Source organism: Ureibacillus chungkukjangi (genome assembly GCF_003217295.1).
GTDB classification, from domain to species: Bacteria; Bacillota; Bacilli; order Bacillales_A; family Planococcaceae; genus Ureibacillus; species Ureibacillus chungkukjangi.
Window position 1 is genome coordinate 1 of record NZ_QJTJ01000002.1, and the last position, 20,473, is coordinate 20,473.

Below are 20,473 nucleotides of genomic sequence, written 5' to 3' on the forward strand. Positions count from 1 at the left end.
AAAACGCCAAAAATCCCTACTTTTATATTGAAAGCAGGGATTTTACTCTGTATCCAATTAAAAATTTTTAAATTAAAGCACTACACTACATTGAATAACCAAAACTCTAAATACACAGCACTTTATAAACTTTGTTCTAAATGATTAATCTTCTTTATAAAACTACATGTATTTAGGGATTTAGTTAGTAATTTAATTATTGCTGTACGCTTTTTTAATATATAATAAATAAGTGATATTTTATTGACTGAATATGCAGTTTTACGAATATCATTAAGGGTACTATTGGTTGCACATGCAGCTTGTGGTACCCTTTCATTTTAATATAATTTCCTTATGAGCAACTCCTTCTTCTTTTGATTACATTGGTAGCAATATGTAGAAGCAAAGAAAAAACGGCTTGTAACTAGGCCGTTTTTGAGAAGATATATAATAAAAATTCAGCAAAAATATCTATTTTAGAAATTCAATATTTAACTTTTTATTGAACCCATTATTATTACTAACTTGAATTATATCATTGAAAAATATATTACTCATTACACTTATAGGCATCTCATAAGGTCTATTATAATTAGCTAATTCCCAATTTTGGGTAATAGCACGATTTGCAAATTGCTCACAATTAATACATATTTTTTCATCAAACTTTTCAAAGGTTACCTTATCTTTTAATCTTTCACCAGTAAATGAAATTGCTTTTGATATAATTCCCCAAATTTGAGCAATAGAAAACTGCCTCAATAAATATTTAAAAGTAGAATGATTAGTTGTTGTAATATAGGCTTTATATCCAATCTTTTTTAGACTAAAAAAATAATATTGAAATACTTCTTGCAAAGCTAATTCATGCCATAAACTCATCTTTTCAAATACATGAAAATCCTTTTGTTCCACTAAAAACTTTGAATAATTTAATAAACTGTAAAGTGAAGATTCATAATCATATTTAGGACTGAAAACCGATGATAATATATAACTCTGTTCATTGTTATATGAGTCTCCTCTTTCATCATCTTTTATTAAAATTCCCTTCATTTTCAATTCATTTATAATAAATTCTCCGTAACCTTTATTAGGAAAAATCTTCTCAATAAAGAACTCTAAATTATATATCCTCATTCTTTGGTAATCAAAACATAATTTCAAAATCGCAGACAAAGCCACAAAATCTCTTAATGTCAAAGGATTCTTCTCTTCTCCAATAATATCGTTCTGTAGTTCTTGTTTAGCTAGCATACTTATATCTAATTTTTCATCAATTAATGAGTATCGTTTATTTTTACATTTTGGACAGTTAAGCACATGACCTTGATGATTTGTTCGACTTTCCCAAATAACGGTATAAGGTATTTCACAATTAGTACATGAAATAGTTGATATTAATTCAGGAAGTTCTTTATTAAATTTTCCAACGATTTTTGTTATATCGTACGCCCTTTTAATATCTAATATTTTGAGGTTTGAATCGTAATATTTAATTATCAACTCTTTTAACTCTTTTTGTGATAAATGGGACATATTTTTATTTTTTATTTTAAGAACCTTTAAAATCTCAAATAATTGTTTGGTTGTTATCATTGTTATCACCTTAAATTTTTAATACTTTTAATCAAATATTAACATTTTTCACTTAAGATGACTATAGTCTGTCGAAAGAAGTTATCACCTCTTAGTTAATAAGACTAGAGGTGATTAAGATGAATGTAACAGATGCGTTTGGAGTCGTATTGAAAAAATATCGAAAATTAGCAAACTTATCACAAGAACAGTTAGCTTTACAGTGTAATCTAGACCGTACATATATTGGAATGCTTGAACGAGGACAAAGACAACCTACTATTACAACGTTGTTTACAATCGCCGACACATTAAGTATTGAACCTAATAAACTTGTTAAAGAAATAGAAGCATTATTATAAAGAAACAAAACTGAATAAACTTTTTTCTTATGCTATATTAAAAACATGTATTATGAGAGGATGTTTAATCTATGGCAAAAAGTTTAGTACTCGCCGAAAAACCTTCAGTAGCACGCGATATTGCAAACGTACTGAAGTGTCATAAAAAGGGAAATGGATTTTTAGAAGGCGACAAATATATCGTAACATGGGCATTGGGTCATTTAGTTACACTCGCTGACCCAGAGAGTTATGACGAAAAATATAAAAAATGGAACTTAGAAGATTTACCGATGCTACCGGAGCGTTTAAAGTTAACAACTATAAAACAAACAAGTAAGCAATATAACGCTGTAAAATCTCAGCTGACACGTAATGATGTGAATGAAATCATTATCGCAACAGATGCAGGTCGTGAAGGTGAACTCGTAGCACGTTGGATTATCGAGCGTGCGAAAGTGAATAAGCCAATTAAACGTTTATGGATTTCATCGGTTACTGATAAAGCTATTAAAGATGGCTTCAAAAGCTTAAAACCTGGTAAAGCGTATGAAAACCTATACCAAGCAGCGGTTGCACGTAGTGAGGCAGATTGGTTTTTGGGTTTGAATTCTAGTCGTGCCCTATCTACAAAGTATAATGCACAATTAAATACAGGTCGTGTTCAAACTCCTGTTGTAGCCATGGTCGCAGCACGGGAAGATGAAATTAAGCACTTCAAACCTCAAATGTATTATGGTATTGAAGCTCAAACAAAAGAACTAAAGCTTACATGGCAGGATTCAAATGGAAATTCACGTAGCTTTAATAAAGAAAAAATTGATAAGATTGTTAACGTATTAGGTAAACAGGATGCAAAGGTCATCGATATCGAACGTAAACCGAAGAAATCTTTTGCACCAGGACTATACGACTTGACAGAATTGCAACGAGATGCCAATAAGATGTTTGGCTACTCGGCTAAAGAAACTTTAAATATAATGCAAAAACTTTACGAATCACACAAAGTGTTAACATATCCTCGTACAGATTCAAGATATTTATCTTCTGACATCGTCAGCACCCTTCCAGAGCGTTTAAGAGCATGTGGTATAGGCGAATACCGTTCATTGGCGAATAAAGTGTTAACGAAGCAAATTAAGACCTCTAAATCGTTTGTAGATGACAGTAAGGTAAGTGATCACCATGCCATTATTCCGACTGAGGAATATGTAAACTTTGCTAACTTTACCGATAAAGAGCGAAAAATTTATGATTTAGTTGTAAAGCGTTTCTTAGCAGTTCTCTTCCCTCCTCATGAGTTTGAGCAATTAACTGTACGGGCAAATATCGGTAATGAAAAATTTGTGGCACATGGTAAAACAGTATTGAATCTAGGATGGAAAGAAGTTTATTCGAATAGTTTTGATGATGATGAGTCAAATGATGATGTGAAAGATCAACTACTTCCTCGTCTTGAAAAGGGTCAAATATTACAAACGAATTTAATCGTTCAAACGTCTGGTCAAACAAAGCCACCTGCACGCTTTACAGAGGCGACTTTGTTAACAGCAATGGAAAACCCTACAAAGTACATGGATACGCAAAATAAACAGCTTTCAGATACATTAAAATCGACTGGTGGACTTGGTACGGTTGCAACACGTGCAGATATCATCGATAAATTATTTAACTCATTCTTGATCGAAAAACGTGGTAAGGATATTCATATCACTTCCAAAGGGCGTCAGCTTTTAGATTTGGTACCAAATGAATTGAAATCCCCCATTACAACAGCCGAGTGGGAACAGAAATTAGAGCTAATCGCTAAAGGTAAACTGAAAAAAGAAGTATTTATTAATGAGATGAAGCAACATACGAAGAATATTGTTACAGATATTAAAAATAGTGATAAGAAATTTAAGCACGATAACATTTCAACAAAGACGTGCCCTGATTGTGGCAAACCAATGCTTGAAGTAAACGGAAAAAAAGGAAAAATGCTCGTGTGTCAGGACCGTGAATGTGGTCATCGTAAAAACGTCGCACGTTTGACAAATGCTCGCTGCCCACAATGTAAGAAAAAACTAGAGCTCCGTGGCGAAGGTGATGGCCAAATCTTCGTATGTAAATGCGGGTATCGCGAGAAGCTATCTGCTTTTGAAGCACGTCGCAAAAAAGAAGGTGGCGGTAAAATAGATAAACGTAGTGTACAGAAGTATATGAAACAACAAGAAAAAGAGGCTGAACCAATTAATAATGCGTTTGCAGAATTATTAAAAGGCATTAAATTGGATGATTAAGAATGGAAGAACCAACAGAATTAATCTGTTGGTTCTTGTTTGTCTTTTATACAGCTCTAAGTTTGGATATTTTTATACAGCCTGTATCCTTCCAGTACTCTTATAACCTTTTTTATTTAATCTACTCTAGATAAAATCTATGTGTACTAATAGGTAAATTATTATGGATTTTTGGAGGAGCATTTAAAGTTCTAAAAATCACATTATTTTTAATATCGTTTACTTCCTCCTCAGTTAATTCGGATATTTTATAATCCTTTTTATTCAATCCATTAAAAGAAGTTGTTAATTGTAATCCGATTCTATCCCCTATAATGTATCTATCATGCATGGGTGTAACACCATCCTTCGATGTAAGAATAGCAAAATTAATAAATGGTGGAGATTGATCACTAATATTTGTCCATGCATCTTTATACATTTGTTTAAGAGAAACCCTATCAATTTCAGTGTGGGAGCAAATGACTGTTATATTCTCCTTTAAGTGGATTTGTAAGAACATATCCATTTCATTGTACGAGAAATATGGGTCATAAATCATCAAAGATTCCCTAGCATATTCATTTATCCAATTAATTATATAACTTTTTGCTTTTTGTCCTTCTCCAGGAACAAAATTATCACTAAAATCATTATTGAAAAGAGAGTATAACTTCCTAACAGTCGGATTTGAATCACTGTTTTTAATCACAAAAGTATCTAAACCAAATATAAAGTCTATAACTTCTTGGACAAGATAAAACTGATTGTTTAGAGCAGAAGTTTTGGAATGCATTGTAGTACTTCTTGTTGAATTTTCTATATACCAATCTAGTCCTAAAAAAACTAGTTCTAAATCTAAAATACCCATTTTACCGATTGTTTCCATCACTAGATGTTCGGTTTGTATATGTCCTCTTCCAGCATTAAGGGCTTTCAATGTTTTTACATAAAAAGATTTTAAAGCATTCTTAGAAATTTTCTTAGATGACTCTTTAATTTTCGATGGTGTAGTAAAGTAATTCATTGCTTGTAAAGTTCTCTTTACTTCAATAGTCTCGTGAGGTGAATCTAAATTTTTACTTAGACTCTGAGCAAATTCAGGATTGATTTGATAAGCTAACTCAATAATATTGTCAAAGTTGTTACTAGAATTAATATTATTTGAGTTTTGAATTTTAATCATATCAAAGATTTTGTTAATAATATGTTGTGCTGCATTTTTGTTCCCTATCTTTAAATAGCTATCTGCAATTAATTCTGAGCGTTCAATTTTATCTACATAATTCGATATTTTTACCAATTCCTCTTGAGCATTATCTAATATGCTCTCAGCTAGTTGTAGATTTTCTTTGAAAGTATAATTAGCAATATAGCAGTATACAAATATCCTATCAGAAATGTTAATGATACTCTTAGCATTTTCGTATAGTTCTTCCGGAGAAGGTAGACCTCGAGTTACAGTTGAATTTTTTAATACTCTGAATTTACTAAACAAAGATTTACTTAATATTATATAACCTTCGTGTTGAATATTTATTGAGTCAGGAAGTATTTCATCTAAATACCGCAAAATATCCTTATAGAAATTCAATGCTTCTATTTCTCTAATTGAATATTCTCTTCTTACTATAGAATTTTCTAATACTTGTACAAATATTTTTAATGCTACGCTTACATTAGCATCAACTTTTAATAACTTTATCAAGTTAACTATTCTTTTAGCTCTTTCAAGATTAAAAATAAGCCCTAAGTTTTCTAGATCAATTAATTCTCCAACAGGTTTTTGCGTGGCTAGATAAGTAATAGTATTTAATATACAGTTTTCTTTAATTTCTCTATAATCCAACTTCTCAAGTAACTCAAAGTAATAATTTTCATTTTTTAAATATAGTAAGGTTCCACTATCCTTTAAAATCTCGCTTAAAATTGAAAAATTATCTTCAGATATATTAAATATCTCGATATATTTTGAAATAAAGTCATCAAGATAATGATTGTGATTAATTTCAATTAGTTTTAATCCAAGTTCATTATATAAACTTACTTGTTTAAGAATTGAATTACAACGAGCGACATTTGAACAGATTGTTTTAATATAAAATTGAAATTCACTGTTCTTTTTAACCTCTGGTAACATTTTTATTAATAAAGAAATTAAATGTACATGTATAGTATCCAATCGGTCATCTAATAAAGACCTTTGCTGTTCTTCATTTTTTATTAAGTTATAGATTTCATTAGCTAGGTCAGAATCTTTTTTACTGATATTTTGGATAGTATAGTATGCAATTTTCTTTTTATTCTCGTAGAGTCCAAGATCAGCTAGGTGTTGTTTAATTCTATCGTAGATGTCTATCGAAATATCGTTAATCTCATATGAGAGTTTAAATAAAAATGAATATGAAATAATTTTGGATTGAAGTGATTTAATTTGCATTATCGAAGATTTTAATCTCAACAATTCTTGTCCGTTTAGTAAATAATTGTTATCTGCTAAGAGATGTACTAACCTAAATATTAAATAATCTTTATAACCTTTATCACTAAACAATCTGAATGTTAAAGGGATTAAGTCAATAGAAAACTGGGTTGTTTCTATTCTTGCTTTCAATATTTGTTGGAAAATTCTAAATCTGTTCTTTTCTGTATTTATTTTATTAAAGAAAATCATAGCTAATTCAAATTCTACTTTTGCTAGTTCGAAAAATATATCTTGTGAAACTGCATAATGATCCGCCGATTCCAGTAAAAGTTTGTTAAACTGACTATTAAATTTTTGCTTCACTTCATCATAGTAATCCTCATAATCTTCTTTCATGATAGTCTTTACATCTTGAATTAAATAAATAAGACCTAAACATTTAATATCCAATTCATTTATTGAATCGATAAATATTAATAAGTCTAAAAATCTATTTTGTCCTAATTCTGGATTAATACTAGACTCCAGCTTAGCAATAGCTAATTCTAGTTTAATATATTCTTTCTTTAGTCCGAAGTTTAAACTTTCTTTAACTTTTTCTATTTTAATAATTAATTCATTAATCTTCTCATAGTCACTTCTTTTTTCTAATGTTTCTACAAGAAATCTTAAATCTCTTAAAGTAAGAGAATGATCTACGTTATTTGTGAAGATTTCCAATGTGTATTCTACTGCATCAAATAATTGCTTATGTGTTTCATGATTAATACACCAATTAATTAAATAAAACATTTTAGCAGAAGGATCATTTATTAAATCTAGTTTTTCTAAAACAATTGAAAAATCCTCAACATTTGTAGTAGTTGCTACATTAATAATGTCTTTTAATTCACTATCATCAATAGATGCTGTAATTTCCTCTATGCCACTATTTTCAGCACTTTCATCACCTAATTTTAAAAATAGTTTTAATAACATATAGTCCATTAATTTTTCTTTTGAGATATCAACAGAACTTTTCTCCACTATTTTCCTTATCATATCAAGGGCTAATTGCATGTCAGCAGAAAATATATTAGTACTAATTATTACTAGTTTATCTATTAACTCTTCACTTAAATCAGAAGAGATACTAGTTTTATCTACAAAGTTGTTAATATCTTCAGTAATAGATAATGGTATTGATTCACCGTTCTTAGCTAAAGCTCTACAAATAATGGAAAGTAAAAAAGCACGATCATCTTCTAATGAACACATGTAAGTTAGTTTAATTGCTTCTTCAAACTTCCTTAAAGTACATAATATTTTAATTTCACTTTCTAAAGCTGGGGGTGTTTGCTTAATTTCTAGTAATATTCCTCCTGTTAGTATTGATTTTTGATAAGTTGCCCAATCTTCTTCATAAAAGCTCATCTTTGAAAGTAGGTCCAAATTTTTCCTTATAGTTATTGTTTCATTTAATTGTTCTAAGTTTAAGTTGATAGTTTTTAATGACATCAACTCTCTAAGTTTAGAGTAGTTATTATTTTCCACATATAATTCCGATAAAAAGGTAACTGTTTTAGAATCAGTTAAACTTTGATTTTCATAGAGTTTAATTAGAAATTGTGTTGCATAAGTCTTTCTATGAGAAAGTTTTGTTTTTAGAAAATCTGTATATATTTGAGGAATAAAAATCTCATCGCTTTTATTTCTAATAAATTCATTATTTTTTATAGCATTTAAAATTTCATAAGGCTCCACATTAAAAGCATGCGCACATTCATTTAAATTAATTTTTTCAGGTGCATAAAGTAATACTGAAAGAACATCTATCTCGAAATTATCTCCTTTATTTAGTAATTGAGACCAAAGACTTTCTATGTATTTAGAATAATTTTCTGGCAGGGAGGTGAAAAACTCGCTATGGACTAAATCTGGATCTTCACTGATTTTAATGCTCAAATCATTTATATATGCTGGTAGGCCATTACAAAACTTATGAATATCACCTATAAGTTTTGTATCGTATACATTTTCTTGTAAAATGTATTGGGTTTCAGCTAGAGAAAAGTTAAATACATTAAGTGGAATATAATCATAATTTATCTCTAAATTAGATTTAGAATTTATGCTTAAAATTAAAAATACTCCGTTAGAATCTCCAGGGGGTAATAAGTTTAATATCTCGTTTGCTACATCTTCTTGGAGTTTATCAAGCCCGTCAAATATAATATAAAAAATCTTTTTGTCTCTTTTTGCCTGCGAACATAAATCGTGATAAATCTTCGAGAATACATCTAATATTCGTTCAGTATTTAAATCGTCTAAATCTTGCATATCTATTTTATTTCGTACTTTTAGAGAACACATTCTTAATAATTGTTTACAGATATCGCTAAATATGAAATCAATTCTGTCTTTATATCTATCACCTTGAACAAAATAGACTGCAGTATGAAAGTTATACTCTTGATAGAATTGCTTAAGTATTGTAGTTTTTCCTGTAAATTTGTCACCGAGTAGAACAACCATTTTGTTTTTTTCATTTAAATTAGATTTGATACTATTAATAACACTGTCTCGTTTAAATTCATTTTTAATTTCTCTTGGTAATGTTAATGGTTCATCAATTGTTAAATTTTCTAATACTAATACTTCAGATTGCAAATCTTTCACCCCATTTTACAAATTATTACTTTTAATTATAAATATAATTAATATAATATCCATAATTTTCTTCCAACACTCTATATTTTCCCAACAAAAAATGGGCGAAATTCATACAACCTAGATAGAATCTAGATTAACAAATTTCACCCATACTATTGACAGGATACAACATAACACGCCCACAATTTAGCTGTGCATTAAAACGTGTTGTTAATGCACGCGTTGCATTTAACCCGATATACCAGTCTGCTTCTGAACGGGCCACCGCAGCATGGTAGAGATTTTCATATTGCTTACCCGGCTTTAGATTTTGGAAGCCGTCCTTAATAGCCTTGTCCGTTACAGAGGAAATCCAAAGTCGTTTAACCGGCTTCTTCACTTTTGCTTTATCGATAATCCATCGAGCAACAAGCTCCCCTTCACGACCAGCATCTGTAGCAATAATAATTTCGTTGACATCCGCTCTGTTTAGTTGTGATTTTACTGTATTAAATTGCTTACCAGATTGTTTAATGACCGTTAGCTTTAAACGGTCCGGAAGCATCGGTAAATCTTCTAAATTCCATGTTTTATATTTCACATCATAGCTTTCTGGATCAGCAAGTGTTACCAGATGCCCTAAAGCCCAGGTCACAATATATTGAGAGCCCTCTAAAAAGCCATTTCCTTTTTTATCACACTTCAATACACGTGCTATATCACGTGCTACTGATGGTTTTTCGGCGAGAACCAAACTTTTTGCCATTTTTAAAAACATCCTTTCATTCAAATCCCTTTGTTTACTATAGCATATAGCGATTAGGTTCATCATTTTATTGGGCTCTGGGACATTGCGAATGCCGTTTTTGCGAAATGAGGTTATTGGATGCAGTTCATCTGAGTTATGAAGTGCAGTTCTTGGAAAATCTGATCCCCTTATGCAGTTCATCCACCCGATGAAATGCATCCCACTCCAAATTCAATCCACTTATGCAGTTCATCCCACCTATGAACTGCATCTCACTCCAAATCCACTCTCCTCATGCACTTCATCCTCCCGATGAACTGCACCACACTCCAATTTCAATCCCCTCATGCAGTTCATCTACTCTATGAACTTCATCCCACTCCATATCCTCTCCCCTCATGCACTTCATCCCACTTATGAATCACAACTCCCATCACCCGCACTCCCCACACCATATTCAAAAAGCCCGAAATCCACAATGGGATTTCGGGCCACACTCATTTATTTAATATACTCATCACTCACAAGAATGCTTTGAATGGCTTCGGTTGGTATGATAAACTCGACTGTTCCCATATAACCTGGTGCGACATCGAATTCGTTAAATGCAATTACTAATTTATGATCGGCATTTATATAGAAGTTTTGATGTTCAGCAATTGTTTTGAACCCATCAGATACTGGTGCGTCAGGCGAATCGATAAAATACATTTTAGATGGATCGTCGTTCATTTGCTGTTCCATTTGTTCGATTAGATTGCTATTAATTACTTCAATATAGCTATTGTCTTTAAATAGACTTGGTAACGTAATTAGCATCTCATTTTGCTTATCGATTGTATCGTAGTGAATCGTTGTCATCGAAGAGCCTGCAGTTTCCTCAATAAAACGACCTACTGACAATAATTGATCGGTATCAACTTTGATCTCGTAGCCGCTAGTAACGCTTAGATGACCATCTTCGTTAAAGGCCTGCTGCTGCTCCATTTCACTCATAAATTTTGTGTAAAGCTGCTGCCCTTCCTCTAAATACTTTGCATTCATCATTTGCTCCAAAGTTTTATTTTCTAACTCTTGAACTGCCGGAACAGCGATATCTGCTTGATAGTTTCCTTCATCAACCTTGTATTCTTTTATTGTAATTACGTCAACAACACTACCGATTACTGGCACACCCTCTAACGACTTAGCTAAGGCTGGACTCAAGTTTACACTTGTTGTGAAAATAACAGTTGCCGCCGCTACTCCCGCTATCCATTTCGTTGTTGTTCTCCTAGGCTTTTTGTTTACAATCAAAGCCTTTTCTACTATCTCATCTAGCTCCTGAGGAATCGGGATATCCTTATATTGCTCTACTAATTTATCCATTTTGTTATTATCCATTTTGTTTTGCCTCCTCAAAATTAAGGTCTTCCATTTGAATTCTTAATAATTTCAAGCCTTTATAAATTCTCGTTTTAATCGTACTAATATTTAGCTCGAGGATTTCTGCTACTTCCTCTATTTTCAAATCCTCAAAATATCTAAGAACAATGACACTTCGATAATCCGGAGACAGTTCATTTATGGCTCGGTGTAAATCAATATCTTCATAATAATCACTAACCCCTTGTGAGTGTAGCTGAAGGGTTGTGTCATCAACGACCGTTAGCTTTTTTCTTTTGCGCAGAAAATCTAAAGATGTATTGACAATGATTTTATAAAACCAACTCTTTATCGCTTTATCGTCTTTCAGGGTTTTAGATAGCATTGCTTTTTGTATTGAGTCTTGGACAATATCAAGTGCATCTTCCTGATTTTGGACATAGCTATAAGCAAGCCGGTAAAAATTCTCTTTGTTCTCCATAACATACTCTGCGATTTTTTGTTCCCACGTAGGCTCCCTTTTTAACACCAAACAACTCTCCTTAATTCTTCGGTAATAACGCGCGTTATTCATAAAATAGACGCGTCAGATATGTAAAAAAGTTTGAAGTCTAAAATAAATATTTAAAATGGCTGTTCAAAAGTCCTCTACTAGACTTTGAACAGCCATTTTGCGTTCTTTTATTGAGTTAACAGTTCAAGATACTGTATAACTGGTTTAATTAGCTCTGTTGCTGTTTTTCCAACCTTACGATGGTCTTCCACAACGGAAACGGCTAAGTATCCTGAATCATTCGCATCAAAAACAGTAACCAAGCTATTTTCTACTCCACGTTCTCCTTGAGCTTTCTTTAACTCAGCTGTTCCTGTTTTAGCAGCAATATCGCCTACACCATTTAGGTCATGTGCTGTCCCTTCAGTCGAAGTAACCACTTCTACTAACATCGGTTTAAGCGTATCGATAGTTTCTTTTTTAAATACTTCCTTGGTTTTAGTTTCTGAATCGGTTATAAGCTTTGGATATGTTAGTACGCCTTCATTAGCAAGAAGCGAAAAAGTTGTCGCCATTTGTATCGGTGACATTAATAACTGCCCCTGCCCATAAGACGTATCTGCCAATAAAATCTCTGAACCGAACGTTTCATCATTTGAAATTTGGGCTGGCTCCATCGTTAATGGTAAGCCATAATTTTCTCCAAAGGTAAGCTTATTTAAGCCCTCTGTGAAAGTCTCCTCTCCCATTTCTAAAGCTTCCTGGGCGAAATAAATATTATCGGACTTTACTAGAGCCGTTCTTAAATTTACACTTGCCGTTTCTGACACCCGTGAAATTCGATAATTCCCCCAAGTATCGTCCTTTTGCCATTGTAAGCCTGCGATCTGATGGACCTCATCTACAGTTGTAGCGCCCGATTCGAGTCCAATGGCAGCAGTAATCGGCTTGAAGGTTGAACCTGGTGCGTAACGCGTCGTAATTCGGCTAATGAAGGGTTTATCTTCATCATTACTGTAGGCATCATACTGACTTTGTGAAATTCCTACAACAAATTGATTTGGGTTATACGATGGTTTACTTACGAGAGCAAGTAAATTTCCTGTTTTAGGCTCCATTACAACAGTAGAACCTGCCGCGTTTTCGAGTGCATCAAAAGCGGTTTGCTGTAGGTTTGCATCAATGGTTACTTCGATTGTTTTTCCGTCCTGCTTTTCAATCTTTTGAATGGTCGCTCTTCTATCCCCATTTGCTGTTTCTATATAGATTTCTCCACCATTTTGTCCGCGTAATTCCTTCTCAAAGGCAAGCTCTAATCCAGTACGACCAATCACATCTCCAGCTTGTAAGGTTGGATCCTTCTCGATATCCTCTGCATTCACTTCACCAACATAGCCCGTTAAATGAGCAGCAGCCTCACGTAATGGGTAAGCGCGAGTGCCTACTTGCTGATACTGAACACCCTCAATTTTTGGTGTGTCTGCTCCGTAAGGCAATGTTTTTAAAGGAACAAAATGCTCGTCCTGTACCCAGCCCTGTCCCAATTGCCCTTCGATAAATTCAACTGTAATCCCGAGCTGCTTTGCAATATTGTCAAGCTTGGTTGTTCTTGCTTCCCCTTCACCTAAATCCTTTGGAACTACCCCAGCCTGATAAGTAATTGTATTCAATGCTAATTCTGTACCATTTCGATCCACGATTTCGCCTCGACTTGCTTCATCTACTGTATAGCGAATTTTATCGTCTGAAAGCATGCTAGGGAAAATTAGCTCTGCAGTCCAGCTCACTTTATATTCCTCGCCACTTTCAACCAGCTTCGTTTTATAATGGATATCTGATATCGTTCCTAAAACCGTATCAAAGGTAGCGATATATTCCAATGTGTCTTCTTCATCGATTTCATAGTCAATCTCCATATTAGAAACGCCAATACCACCGAAAATAGCCTTGTATTTCTCTACGATGGATTCCTTTGTATAGCCAGCTTTTTCTAAGGATTCTGCAGTCACAAGCTCCGCAATTTTATCAAAGCCCTGCTCCTTTAACGCTGTGACCCATTCCTTTGCAGCCAATTCTTTTCTTTCTTGGATTTTCGCTTCATTCCATTGCTGAAAGCCAAATACCGAACCCACAGCTACCAACAAAACCGCAACAGCAGCAATTATTATTATCGTTTTTTTCTTCATATGAACCTCCCCCTTTTCCAGTTTCCCTTATTATGTATTAATAGTATAGATCAGTATGGCCATAATAAAAAAGAATTGAGTTTCTTTTAGAGTGACTCAATTACAAAATTTAATAACTTTATTTTCTACAAGGAAGCAATGAAAAAGGCAATCCAGATATACCACTCTCTGAATTGCCTTGCTTTTCTTTTTAGTTTGCTACCCTATCTGCCTCTTGAGCTGATAGGGAATATAGGATTTTTCCTAATCGTTTAATCCCCTCTTCAATGATTTCTGGTGAAGAGTTGGTATAGTTTAAGCGTAGAGTATTGACATGCGTTTTATCCGTATAGAATGGGTCACCAGGTACGAAGGCTACCTTTTCCTCCATCGCTTTATCGAAGAATTCAAGAGCTGACGTTCCTTCTTCTAACGTTACCCAAATAAACATGCCCCCATCTGGCTTTGTATACTTCACTGTGGATGGGAAGTATTTAGCGATTGCATTTAACATGGCGTTAGCCTGTGTTTCATATAGGTTTATAATTTTACTTACATGAGATTGTAAATCATTACTTGTTAGGTAATCATGAATAATCATTTGCGAGAAAATATTTGTGTGTAAGTCTGTTGCTTGTTTGACTGTATTGATATGATGCATTAGCTCCTTATTTTTCGTTATCACGAAACCAAGTCGCATACCTGGTGTCACAATTTTTGAGAACGAACCAAGAAGAACGGAATTTTCTAACCTTCCTGCACCAATATAAGGCAATTTCTCGCCATTCCAACGCAATTCACCATAAGGGTCATCCTCGATTAATACCACATCATATTTCTTTACCACTTCATAGAGTTCTTCACGTTTTTCTCGTGAATAGGTAATCCCTGTTGGGTTGTGGAAGTTTGGCACCGTATAGATAAATTTAATATTGTCATTATTAGCAAGTGTTTGCTCAAGCTGTTCAGCGTTTAAGCCATCCTCTTCTAGGGTTACCGAGTAAAATTCGGGCTCAGCCAAAGAGAATGCTTGAATAGCCCCTAAATAACCCGGTTCCTCCATAACAATGCCTTCCCCTTTATTGAGGAGAACTTGTGAAATCAGCTGTAAGGCTTGCTGAGAGCCCGTAGTGATTAAAATATCTTGAGGATCGAAGTCTAGTCCGTAATCTTTTTTATATTTGTCTGCAATATATTGTCGTAAAGGTAAATAACCTTCTGTCGTTGAGTATTGAAATAATTTTGCCCCATTTTCTGCGATGGCATGATTGATCGAGCTTTGTAATTCTTCAATTGGAAAAGAGATTGGATTTGGTAATCCTCCAGCAAACGAAATGACGTCAGGTGCATCAGTCACCTTTAAAATATTTCGGATAAATGATGATGGAGTTTTTTGGATTTTATCAGAGTACTTCATAGTAATTCCCTCTTTTTTAGATAGTCGCTGAGCCGTTTAAACCAACTAATAACCGAGCTTTAGATTTAAAATGAATCAGTGTTACACGATTTTATCAGACTATTTTAAAAATTACAAAATAAATTTTTATCTAATTTAATAAATAGTTAAATTCTCCAATTCAAAATCTAAAAATTTGCTCGAACTCCCTTCCTTTGCGTACAGTAATGAAGGAAAAATGCTAATTTTTGATTTTTAGGCAAATGACGTGAATTTGTCAGCTTTGATTATTGGGGATTTAGTTTTTTTGTTTCCTTTTTCTCTGGCAACGCTATCAACTTCGTCCGTTAAAAAAAGCCCAGCTCATATTTGAACTGGGCTCATCACTTTTTATTGGGAATCTGAATTTCCATCGTCTGAATCAGTATCATAATCAGACTCTTCTTCAGTTTCAAGCTCACTTTCCTTTAGCCATAGGTGATCTGTAACAGTTTCACCAAGAGCATTCGTGTAATCTACAACATAAACAGTTGTTTCTTCGACAGTGTCAATCGCTCCTTCTGCCCCTAACATGCCATCAATATGGTTAACATGGATAATGACATCTGCATCTTGAACCAATTCCTGATTTCCAACCGGTGTAATCTCTCCCTCTACAAACCATTTATGATTTTCTTCAAATGGATCTCCATTTGTAGGGGTATAGGAAACCGAATATACCGTTGTATCATATGCAGCTTTAATAGTTGCCATGGCGCCCTCCATGCCATCAGTATGACTTGCATTTACAACAGCATTACTTCCAACTGGGAATTTGGGGTTTTCGGATTCCTTTAAGCCTGCTGTTATATCCTCAAGGGATAGAGCTGTTTCCTCGATAGCTTCAGTTTCTTCCTCACCAGACAGCTTATCTGACCCATCAAGATTATTTGTAATATCGGCTCCAGCTTCGGCAGGCTCTTCTTCCTCTTTATCTCCCCAACCACAAGCTGATAAAAGTAAAACCGAAAGCAGCGTCATCGTAACTAATAGCAATTTACTATCCATTTCATAATCCTCCTAAATTCTCATCTCAAGACTTTCCACTAACTAAAGGATTGAACTTTCCACCGAATTCTATTCACAAAAATGGTAAGACTTTACGAACAAACAAAATTGTTCGAGAATTGTTTGTGTACCTGGCACTCGTACTATTCTGAATTGTTTCTGTACCCGGTACACAAACAATTCAAACCTAAAAACCGAGCTGCTCAGTTAGCAACTCGGTTTTTGATGGATTTATGATTTAGTTCAACTTTTTGTAGGCGTAATGCGTTTAGGACGACGGATACGGAGCTGAATGCCATGGCGGCGCCTGCTAGCCATGGTGCTAGGAGGCCAGCTGCTGCAATTGGAATGCCCAATGAGTTATAACCAAATGCCCAAAATAGGTTTTGTCTAATGTTGGTCATCGTTTTATGACTCATAATTATTGCATCAGCTATGCTATTTAAATCTCCTCGAATCAGCGTAATATCTGCAGCTTCCATCGCTACATCTGTTCCTGTTCCTATAGCCATTCCGATATCGGCAACTGCCAGGGCTGGAGCGTCATTTATTCCATCACCGACCATAGCGACTTTTTTACCTAATGCCTGCAGTTTTTTTACTTCATCTGCTTTTCCTTCAGGTAAAACCTCGGCAATAACACGTTTAATGCCTACTTGCTCTGCAATCGCATGGGCTGTTCGCTCATTGTCCCCTGTCATCATAATTACTTCTATTCCCATATCATGAAGCCGTTCAATGGCTTGTTGAGAAGTATCTTTTATAGTGTCTGCTACTGCAACCATCCCAGCATATTCACCATCAATACTAGCAATCATAGCTGTTTTACCTTCTGCTTCAAGCTTTTCCATCGTTCCTAATACATGTGAAATGTCAATTTGGTATTTATCCATTAATTTCTTAGTGCCTACCAAAATCGCCCGCTGATTGACCGTTGCTTTCACACCATACCCCGGTAAGGCTTCAAAATCACGCACTTCACGCAGTTTAATGCATTCCTGTTCTATCCCTTTAATGATGGACTCTGCAAGGGGATGCTCAGATTGCTTTTCAGCCGAGCCTATAAATGAAAGCAGCACACGAACATTCATCCCATCCGCCACAATCACATCTGTTAACACAGGCTTTCCATTTGTTACTGTCCCTGTTTTATCTACAACGACCGTATTGATATGATGAGTTTGTTCTAGGTGTTCTCCACCTTTAAAAAGAATACCTAATTCTGCAGCACGACCCGAGCCTGCCATAATAGAAGTCGGTGTTGCAAGCCCAAGTGCACAAGGACAAGCAATCACAAGTACCGCTATCATACTTTCAAGTGCCGGTCCAAATTCACCCGGCGTTATAAAAACTAACCAGATGATATACGTAATAATCGCAATCGCAATTACAATGGGAACGAAAATTCCAGATATTTTATCTGCTAAACGTTGGATTGGCGCTTTAGAGCCTTGCGCATCCTCAACCACTTTAATAATTTGCGAGAGCGCTGTATCGCGGCCTACTTTTGTCGCCTGTATTTTAATAAAACCATTTTTATTGATGGTAGAGCCAAATACAATTGAACCCGCTTCTTTATCGATCGGTAAGCTTTCACCCGTCAGCATCGACTCGTCTACTGCCGTATTTCCTTCAACAATCTCCCCATCGACAGGAATTTTTTCTCCTGGCTTTACTAAAATTGTATCGCCCTCTACAACTTCCTCTATCGGGATCTCTTTTTCGATTCCATTTCGAACAACTAATGCCGTTTTCGCCTGTAGCCCCATTAGTTTCTTAATGGCTTCAGAGGAACGACCTTTTGCTTTTGCTTCAAATAATTTACCTAGCAATATAAGTGTAATTAATACAGCACTTGTTTCAAAATAAAGCTGAGCATGGTGATGGGCACCAATTGTAATGATGGTTTGATAAACGCTATAAAAATATGCAGCTGATGTCCCCATAACAACAAGAACATCCATATTAGCACTTTGATCACGCAACGCCTTGAAGGCCCTAACATAAAACTGCCAGCCAATTATAAATTGAACAGGTGTAGCAAGAGCCATTTGCACCCATGGATTCATTAAAATATCAGGTACGTAAAGAAACGAGGTAAAGGAAAAGTGACCAACCATCGTCCATAAAAGCGGTAATGAAAGAATCGCAGAGATTATAAATTTTCTCTGCTGTTTTCGTATCGCTTCTTCACGATAATCTAACCCATTCTGTTCATTTTCTTTAAAATGTGCACCGTAGCCCAATTTTTCAACTCGGCTTATAATATCTGACATTGACACTTGATGTGGGTTAAATTCTACTACTGCATTTTCAAGTGCCAAATTGACATTTGCTAGCGTTACGCCCTCCATCTTATTCAGGCCTTTTTCAATTCGCGTCGCACAAGCTGCACAGGTCATTCCTGTTATTGCAAATTCCCTTTTATCCTTCACAACACCATAGCCTAATGCTTCGATTTTCTTTTCAAATTCCTGTTCATTTACCTTATCTGGGTGGAACTTTATCGTAGACTTTTCTAGAGCTAAATTGACGTTTGCTACTTCTACTCCGTCGAGCTTGTTTAAGCCCTTCTCTATTCGCGTCGCGCAAGCCGCACAGGTCATTCCTGTTATTTGCAAGCTTGTTTCTTTAAGCTCGTTCGTCATTATGCTTCACCTGCCTCTATACCAATACCAATTAGGGGTATATTTTTAAGCTAAAAAGAGAGTGCTTAACTTATGAGCACTCCAATGAAATTCGTTCAATTATTCAACATCGTAGCCTTGATCATCAATCGCTTCTTTGATTTGAGAAAGAGAAACCTTTTGATCATTATATGCAACGTTTACTTTACCAGCTTCTAGATTTACATCCACCTGCTCAACGCCTGCTAATGCACCAACGCTTCCCTCTACTGCTTTTACGCAATGCCCACAAGACATACCTTTAACATTTAATGTTACGTTTTCCATTTTTCATTTCTCCTTTTCCTATACGATATAGGGGTATATTTTTAATAAAAAAATATTAAGTTTTACTTTCTCATTAGTTTTTGAATTGTAACCAAAAGCTCATCTAAAACCGCTTCGTCGCCTTCAGTAATGCGATCAACTACACAGCCCTTTATATGCCCCTGTAACAGAACCTTGGCGACACTGTTTAATGCTGATTGAGTTGCAGAAAGCTGGGTAATTATATCATCACAATATACATCTCTTTCAACCATGCCTTTGATACCACGGATTTGACCTTCAATTCGATTAAGTCGATTTGTTAAGTCTTTCTTTATATGGTCTGGATGGTGACTTTTTCGGCATTCTTGCGCATCCGTCAATTCTTCACTCACTTTATCCAGTTTCATCAACTCCGTTCTCATTACAATTGTAAGGTACCCCAATAGGGTATGTCAATTATCGTTTGATAATTCAATCCATTTAATATATGCATCTTTTCATCTTACATGACTGCTTTAGCAATTTACTAACCTTCTAAGTAATTTGACCATATATTAGTCAGGATATTAATTTTTTCGCACGTTTAATATAGGAGGCAAAATGATGACAGATTTCAATCCCCAAAAGCTAAAAGTGAGATTTATCTTACCAGCAAGTCCAATTGAGCCGTTAAAGGGTAGAAAATATACCCTTACCCACTCAGATGATAATGGACAGCTAATCTTGGATATTGGAACGGATTTTAACAATGATGTGATTAATGAAAAGTTGAATGATGGATTCATTGCAGAATGGCAAACAGATTGGGAATATCGTTTAGTGGGTAGAGTTCATGTAGCCCTTGAGAATTTTACAGAGCAAGAAGCACAAAAAAGATACGAATATCTTACAAAGCTAACAAAGAATGCGCTTCATGGAATTGCTTTTGGAGATCGTTTATTTTTATCCAGCTATCCATTACTCCTTGATGCACCCATTTATATTTTATTTGAGTCTACTAATCCACAATTAAGGAAAATCTATAATTTTGGTTCACTAAAACACTATCTGAATCAGTTTCAATATGAAATTTGACGATTCACTAGTTTTATAGTCTAGTTTCTGA

The 20,473-nt window shown here is 34.5% G+C and carries 13 protein-coding genes and 1 pseudogene; 3 read left to right on the forward strand and 11 right to left on the reverse strand.

Features of this window, described 5'->3' with window-relative positions:
• Positions 1-453: 453 nt before the first annotated feature.
• Positions 454-1,581 (reverse strand): hypothetical protein, encoded by a 1,128-nt coding sequence (locus BJ095_RS01725; RefSeq protein ID WP_107935940.1) that lies wholly within the window; start codon positions 1,579-1,581, stop codon positions 454-456.
• Positions 1,582-1,700: 119 nt separating this feature from the next.
• Here BJ095_RS01725 and BJ095_RS01730 point away from each other — a divergent pair, with 119 nt between their 5' ends.
• Together BJ095_RS01730 and BJ095_RS01735 are read left to right on the forward strand one after the other, a co-directional pair.
• Positions 1,701-1,922 (forward strand): helix-turn-helix domain-containing protein, encoded by a 222-nt coding sequence (locus BJ095_RS01730; protein ID WP_107935943.1) that lies wholly within the window; start codon positions 1,701-1,703, stop codon positions 1,920-1,922.
• A gap of 71 nt (positions 1,923-1,993) precedes the next feature.
• Complete coding sequence (locus BJ095_RS01735) at positions 1,994-4,183, forward strand: DNA topoisomerase III (RefSeq protein WP_107935945.1); 2,190 nt, start codon at positions 1,994-1,996, stop codon at positions 4,181-4,183.
• Between the two features lie 121 nt (positions 4,184-4,304).
• On the opposite strand, the gene BJ095_RS01740 is transcribed toward BJ095_RS01735, so the two are convergent.
• The 10 genes and pseudogenes from BJ095_RS01740 to BJ095_RS01785 form a co-directional block, all read right to left on the reverse strand.
• Positions 4,305-9,236, reverse strand: a complete 4,932-nt coding sequence (locus tag BJ095_RS01740; RefSeq protein WP_107935948.1) for an ATP-binding protein — start codon at positions 9,234-9,236, stop codon at positions 4,305-4,307.
• Positions 9,237-9,411: 175 nt separating this feature from the next.
• A pseudogene (locus BJ095_RS01745) lies at positions 9,412-9,984 on the reverse strand (toprim domain-containing protein); the annotation flags it as partial.
• Positions 9,985-10,467: 483 nt separating this feature from the next.
• Positions 10,468-11,349 (reverse strand): RsiV family protein, encoded by an 882-nt coding sequence (locus BJ095_RS01750; RefSeq protein ID WP_107935950.1) that lies wholly within the window; start codon positions 11,347-11,349, stop codon positions 10,468-10,470.
• Positions 11,342-11,860, reverse strand: coding sequence for an RNA polymerase sigma factor (locus tag BJ095_RS01755; protein ID WP_268968840.1), 519 nt, complete (start codon positions 11,858-11,860; stop codon positions 11,342-11,344). Before BJ095_RS01755 ends, BJ095_RS01750 begins: the two co-directional genes overlap by 8 nt.
• Positions 11,861-12,012: 152 nt before the next feature.
• On the reverse strand, positions 12,013-14,010 hold the full coding sequence (gene pbp4, locus BJ095_RS01760; protein ID WP_107935952.1) for a penicillin-binding protein PBP4(5): 1,998 nt from the start codon (positions 14,008-14,010) through the stop codon (positions 12,013-12,015).
• A gap of 190 nt (positions 14,011-14,200) precedes the next feature.
• Positions 14,201-15,406 carry an aminotransferase-like domain-containing protein gene (locus BJ095_RS01765; RefSeq protein ID WP_107935954.1) on the reverse strand — a complete coding sequence of 402 codons (1,206 nt, stop codon included), beginning with the start codon at positions 15,404-15,406 and terminating at the stop codon, positions 14,201-14,203.
• Between the two features lie 369 nt (positions 15,407-15,775).
• Positions 15,776-16,432, reverse strand: coding sequence for a YdhK family protein (locus BJ095_RS01770; RefSeq protein WP_107935956.1), 657 nt, complete (start codon positions 16,430-16,432; stop codon positions 15,776-15,778).
• A 203-nt stretch (positions 16,433-16,635) separates the two neighbouring features.
• A complete protein-coding gene (locus tag BJ095_RS01775; RefSeq protein ID WP_107935958.1) occupies positions 16,636-19,080 on the reverse strand; it encodes a heavy metal translocating P-type ATPase in 2,445 nt (814 codons plus the stop codon).
• 99 nt (positions 19,081-19,179) lie between these two features.
• Positions 19,180-19,386 (reverse strand): copper chaperone CopZ, encoded by a 207-nt coding sequence (gene copZ, locus BJ095_RS01780; protein ID WP_107935960.1) that lies wholly within the window; start codon positions 19,384-19,386, stop codon positions 19,180-19,182.
• Positions 19,387-19,448: 62 nt separating this feature from the next.
• Positions 19,449-19,775, reverse strand: coding sequence for a metal-sensitive transcriptional regulator (locus BJ095_RS01785; protein ID WP_107935962.1), 327 nt, complete (start codon positions 19,773-19,775; stop codon positions 19,449-19,451).
• Between the two features lie 196 nt (positions 19,776-19,971).
• On the opposite strand from BJ095_RS01785, the gene BJ095_RS01790 reads away from it, so the two are divergent.
• Positions 19,972-20,442, forward strand: coding sequence for a staygreen family protein (locus BJ095_RS01790; RefSeq protein WP_181417928.1), 471 nt, complete (start codon positions 19,972-19,974; stop codon positions 20,440-20,442).
• Positions 20,443-20,473: the final 31 nt, after the last annotated feature.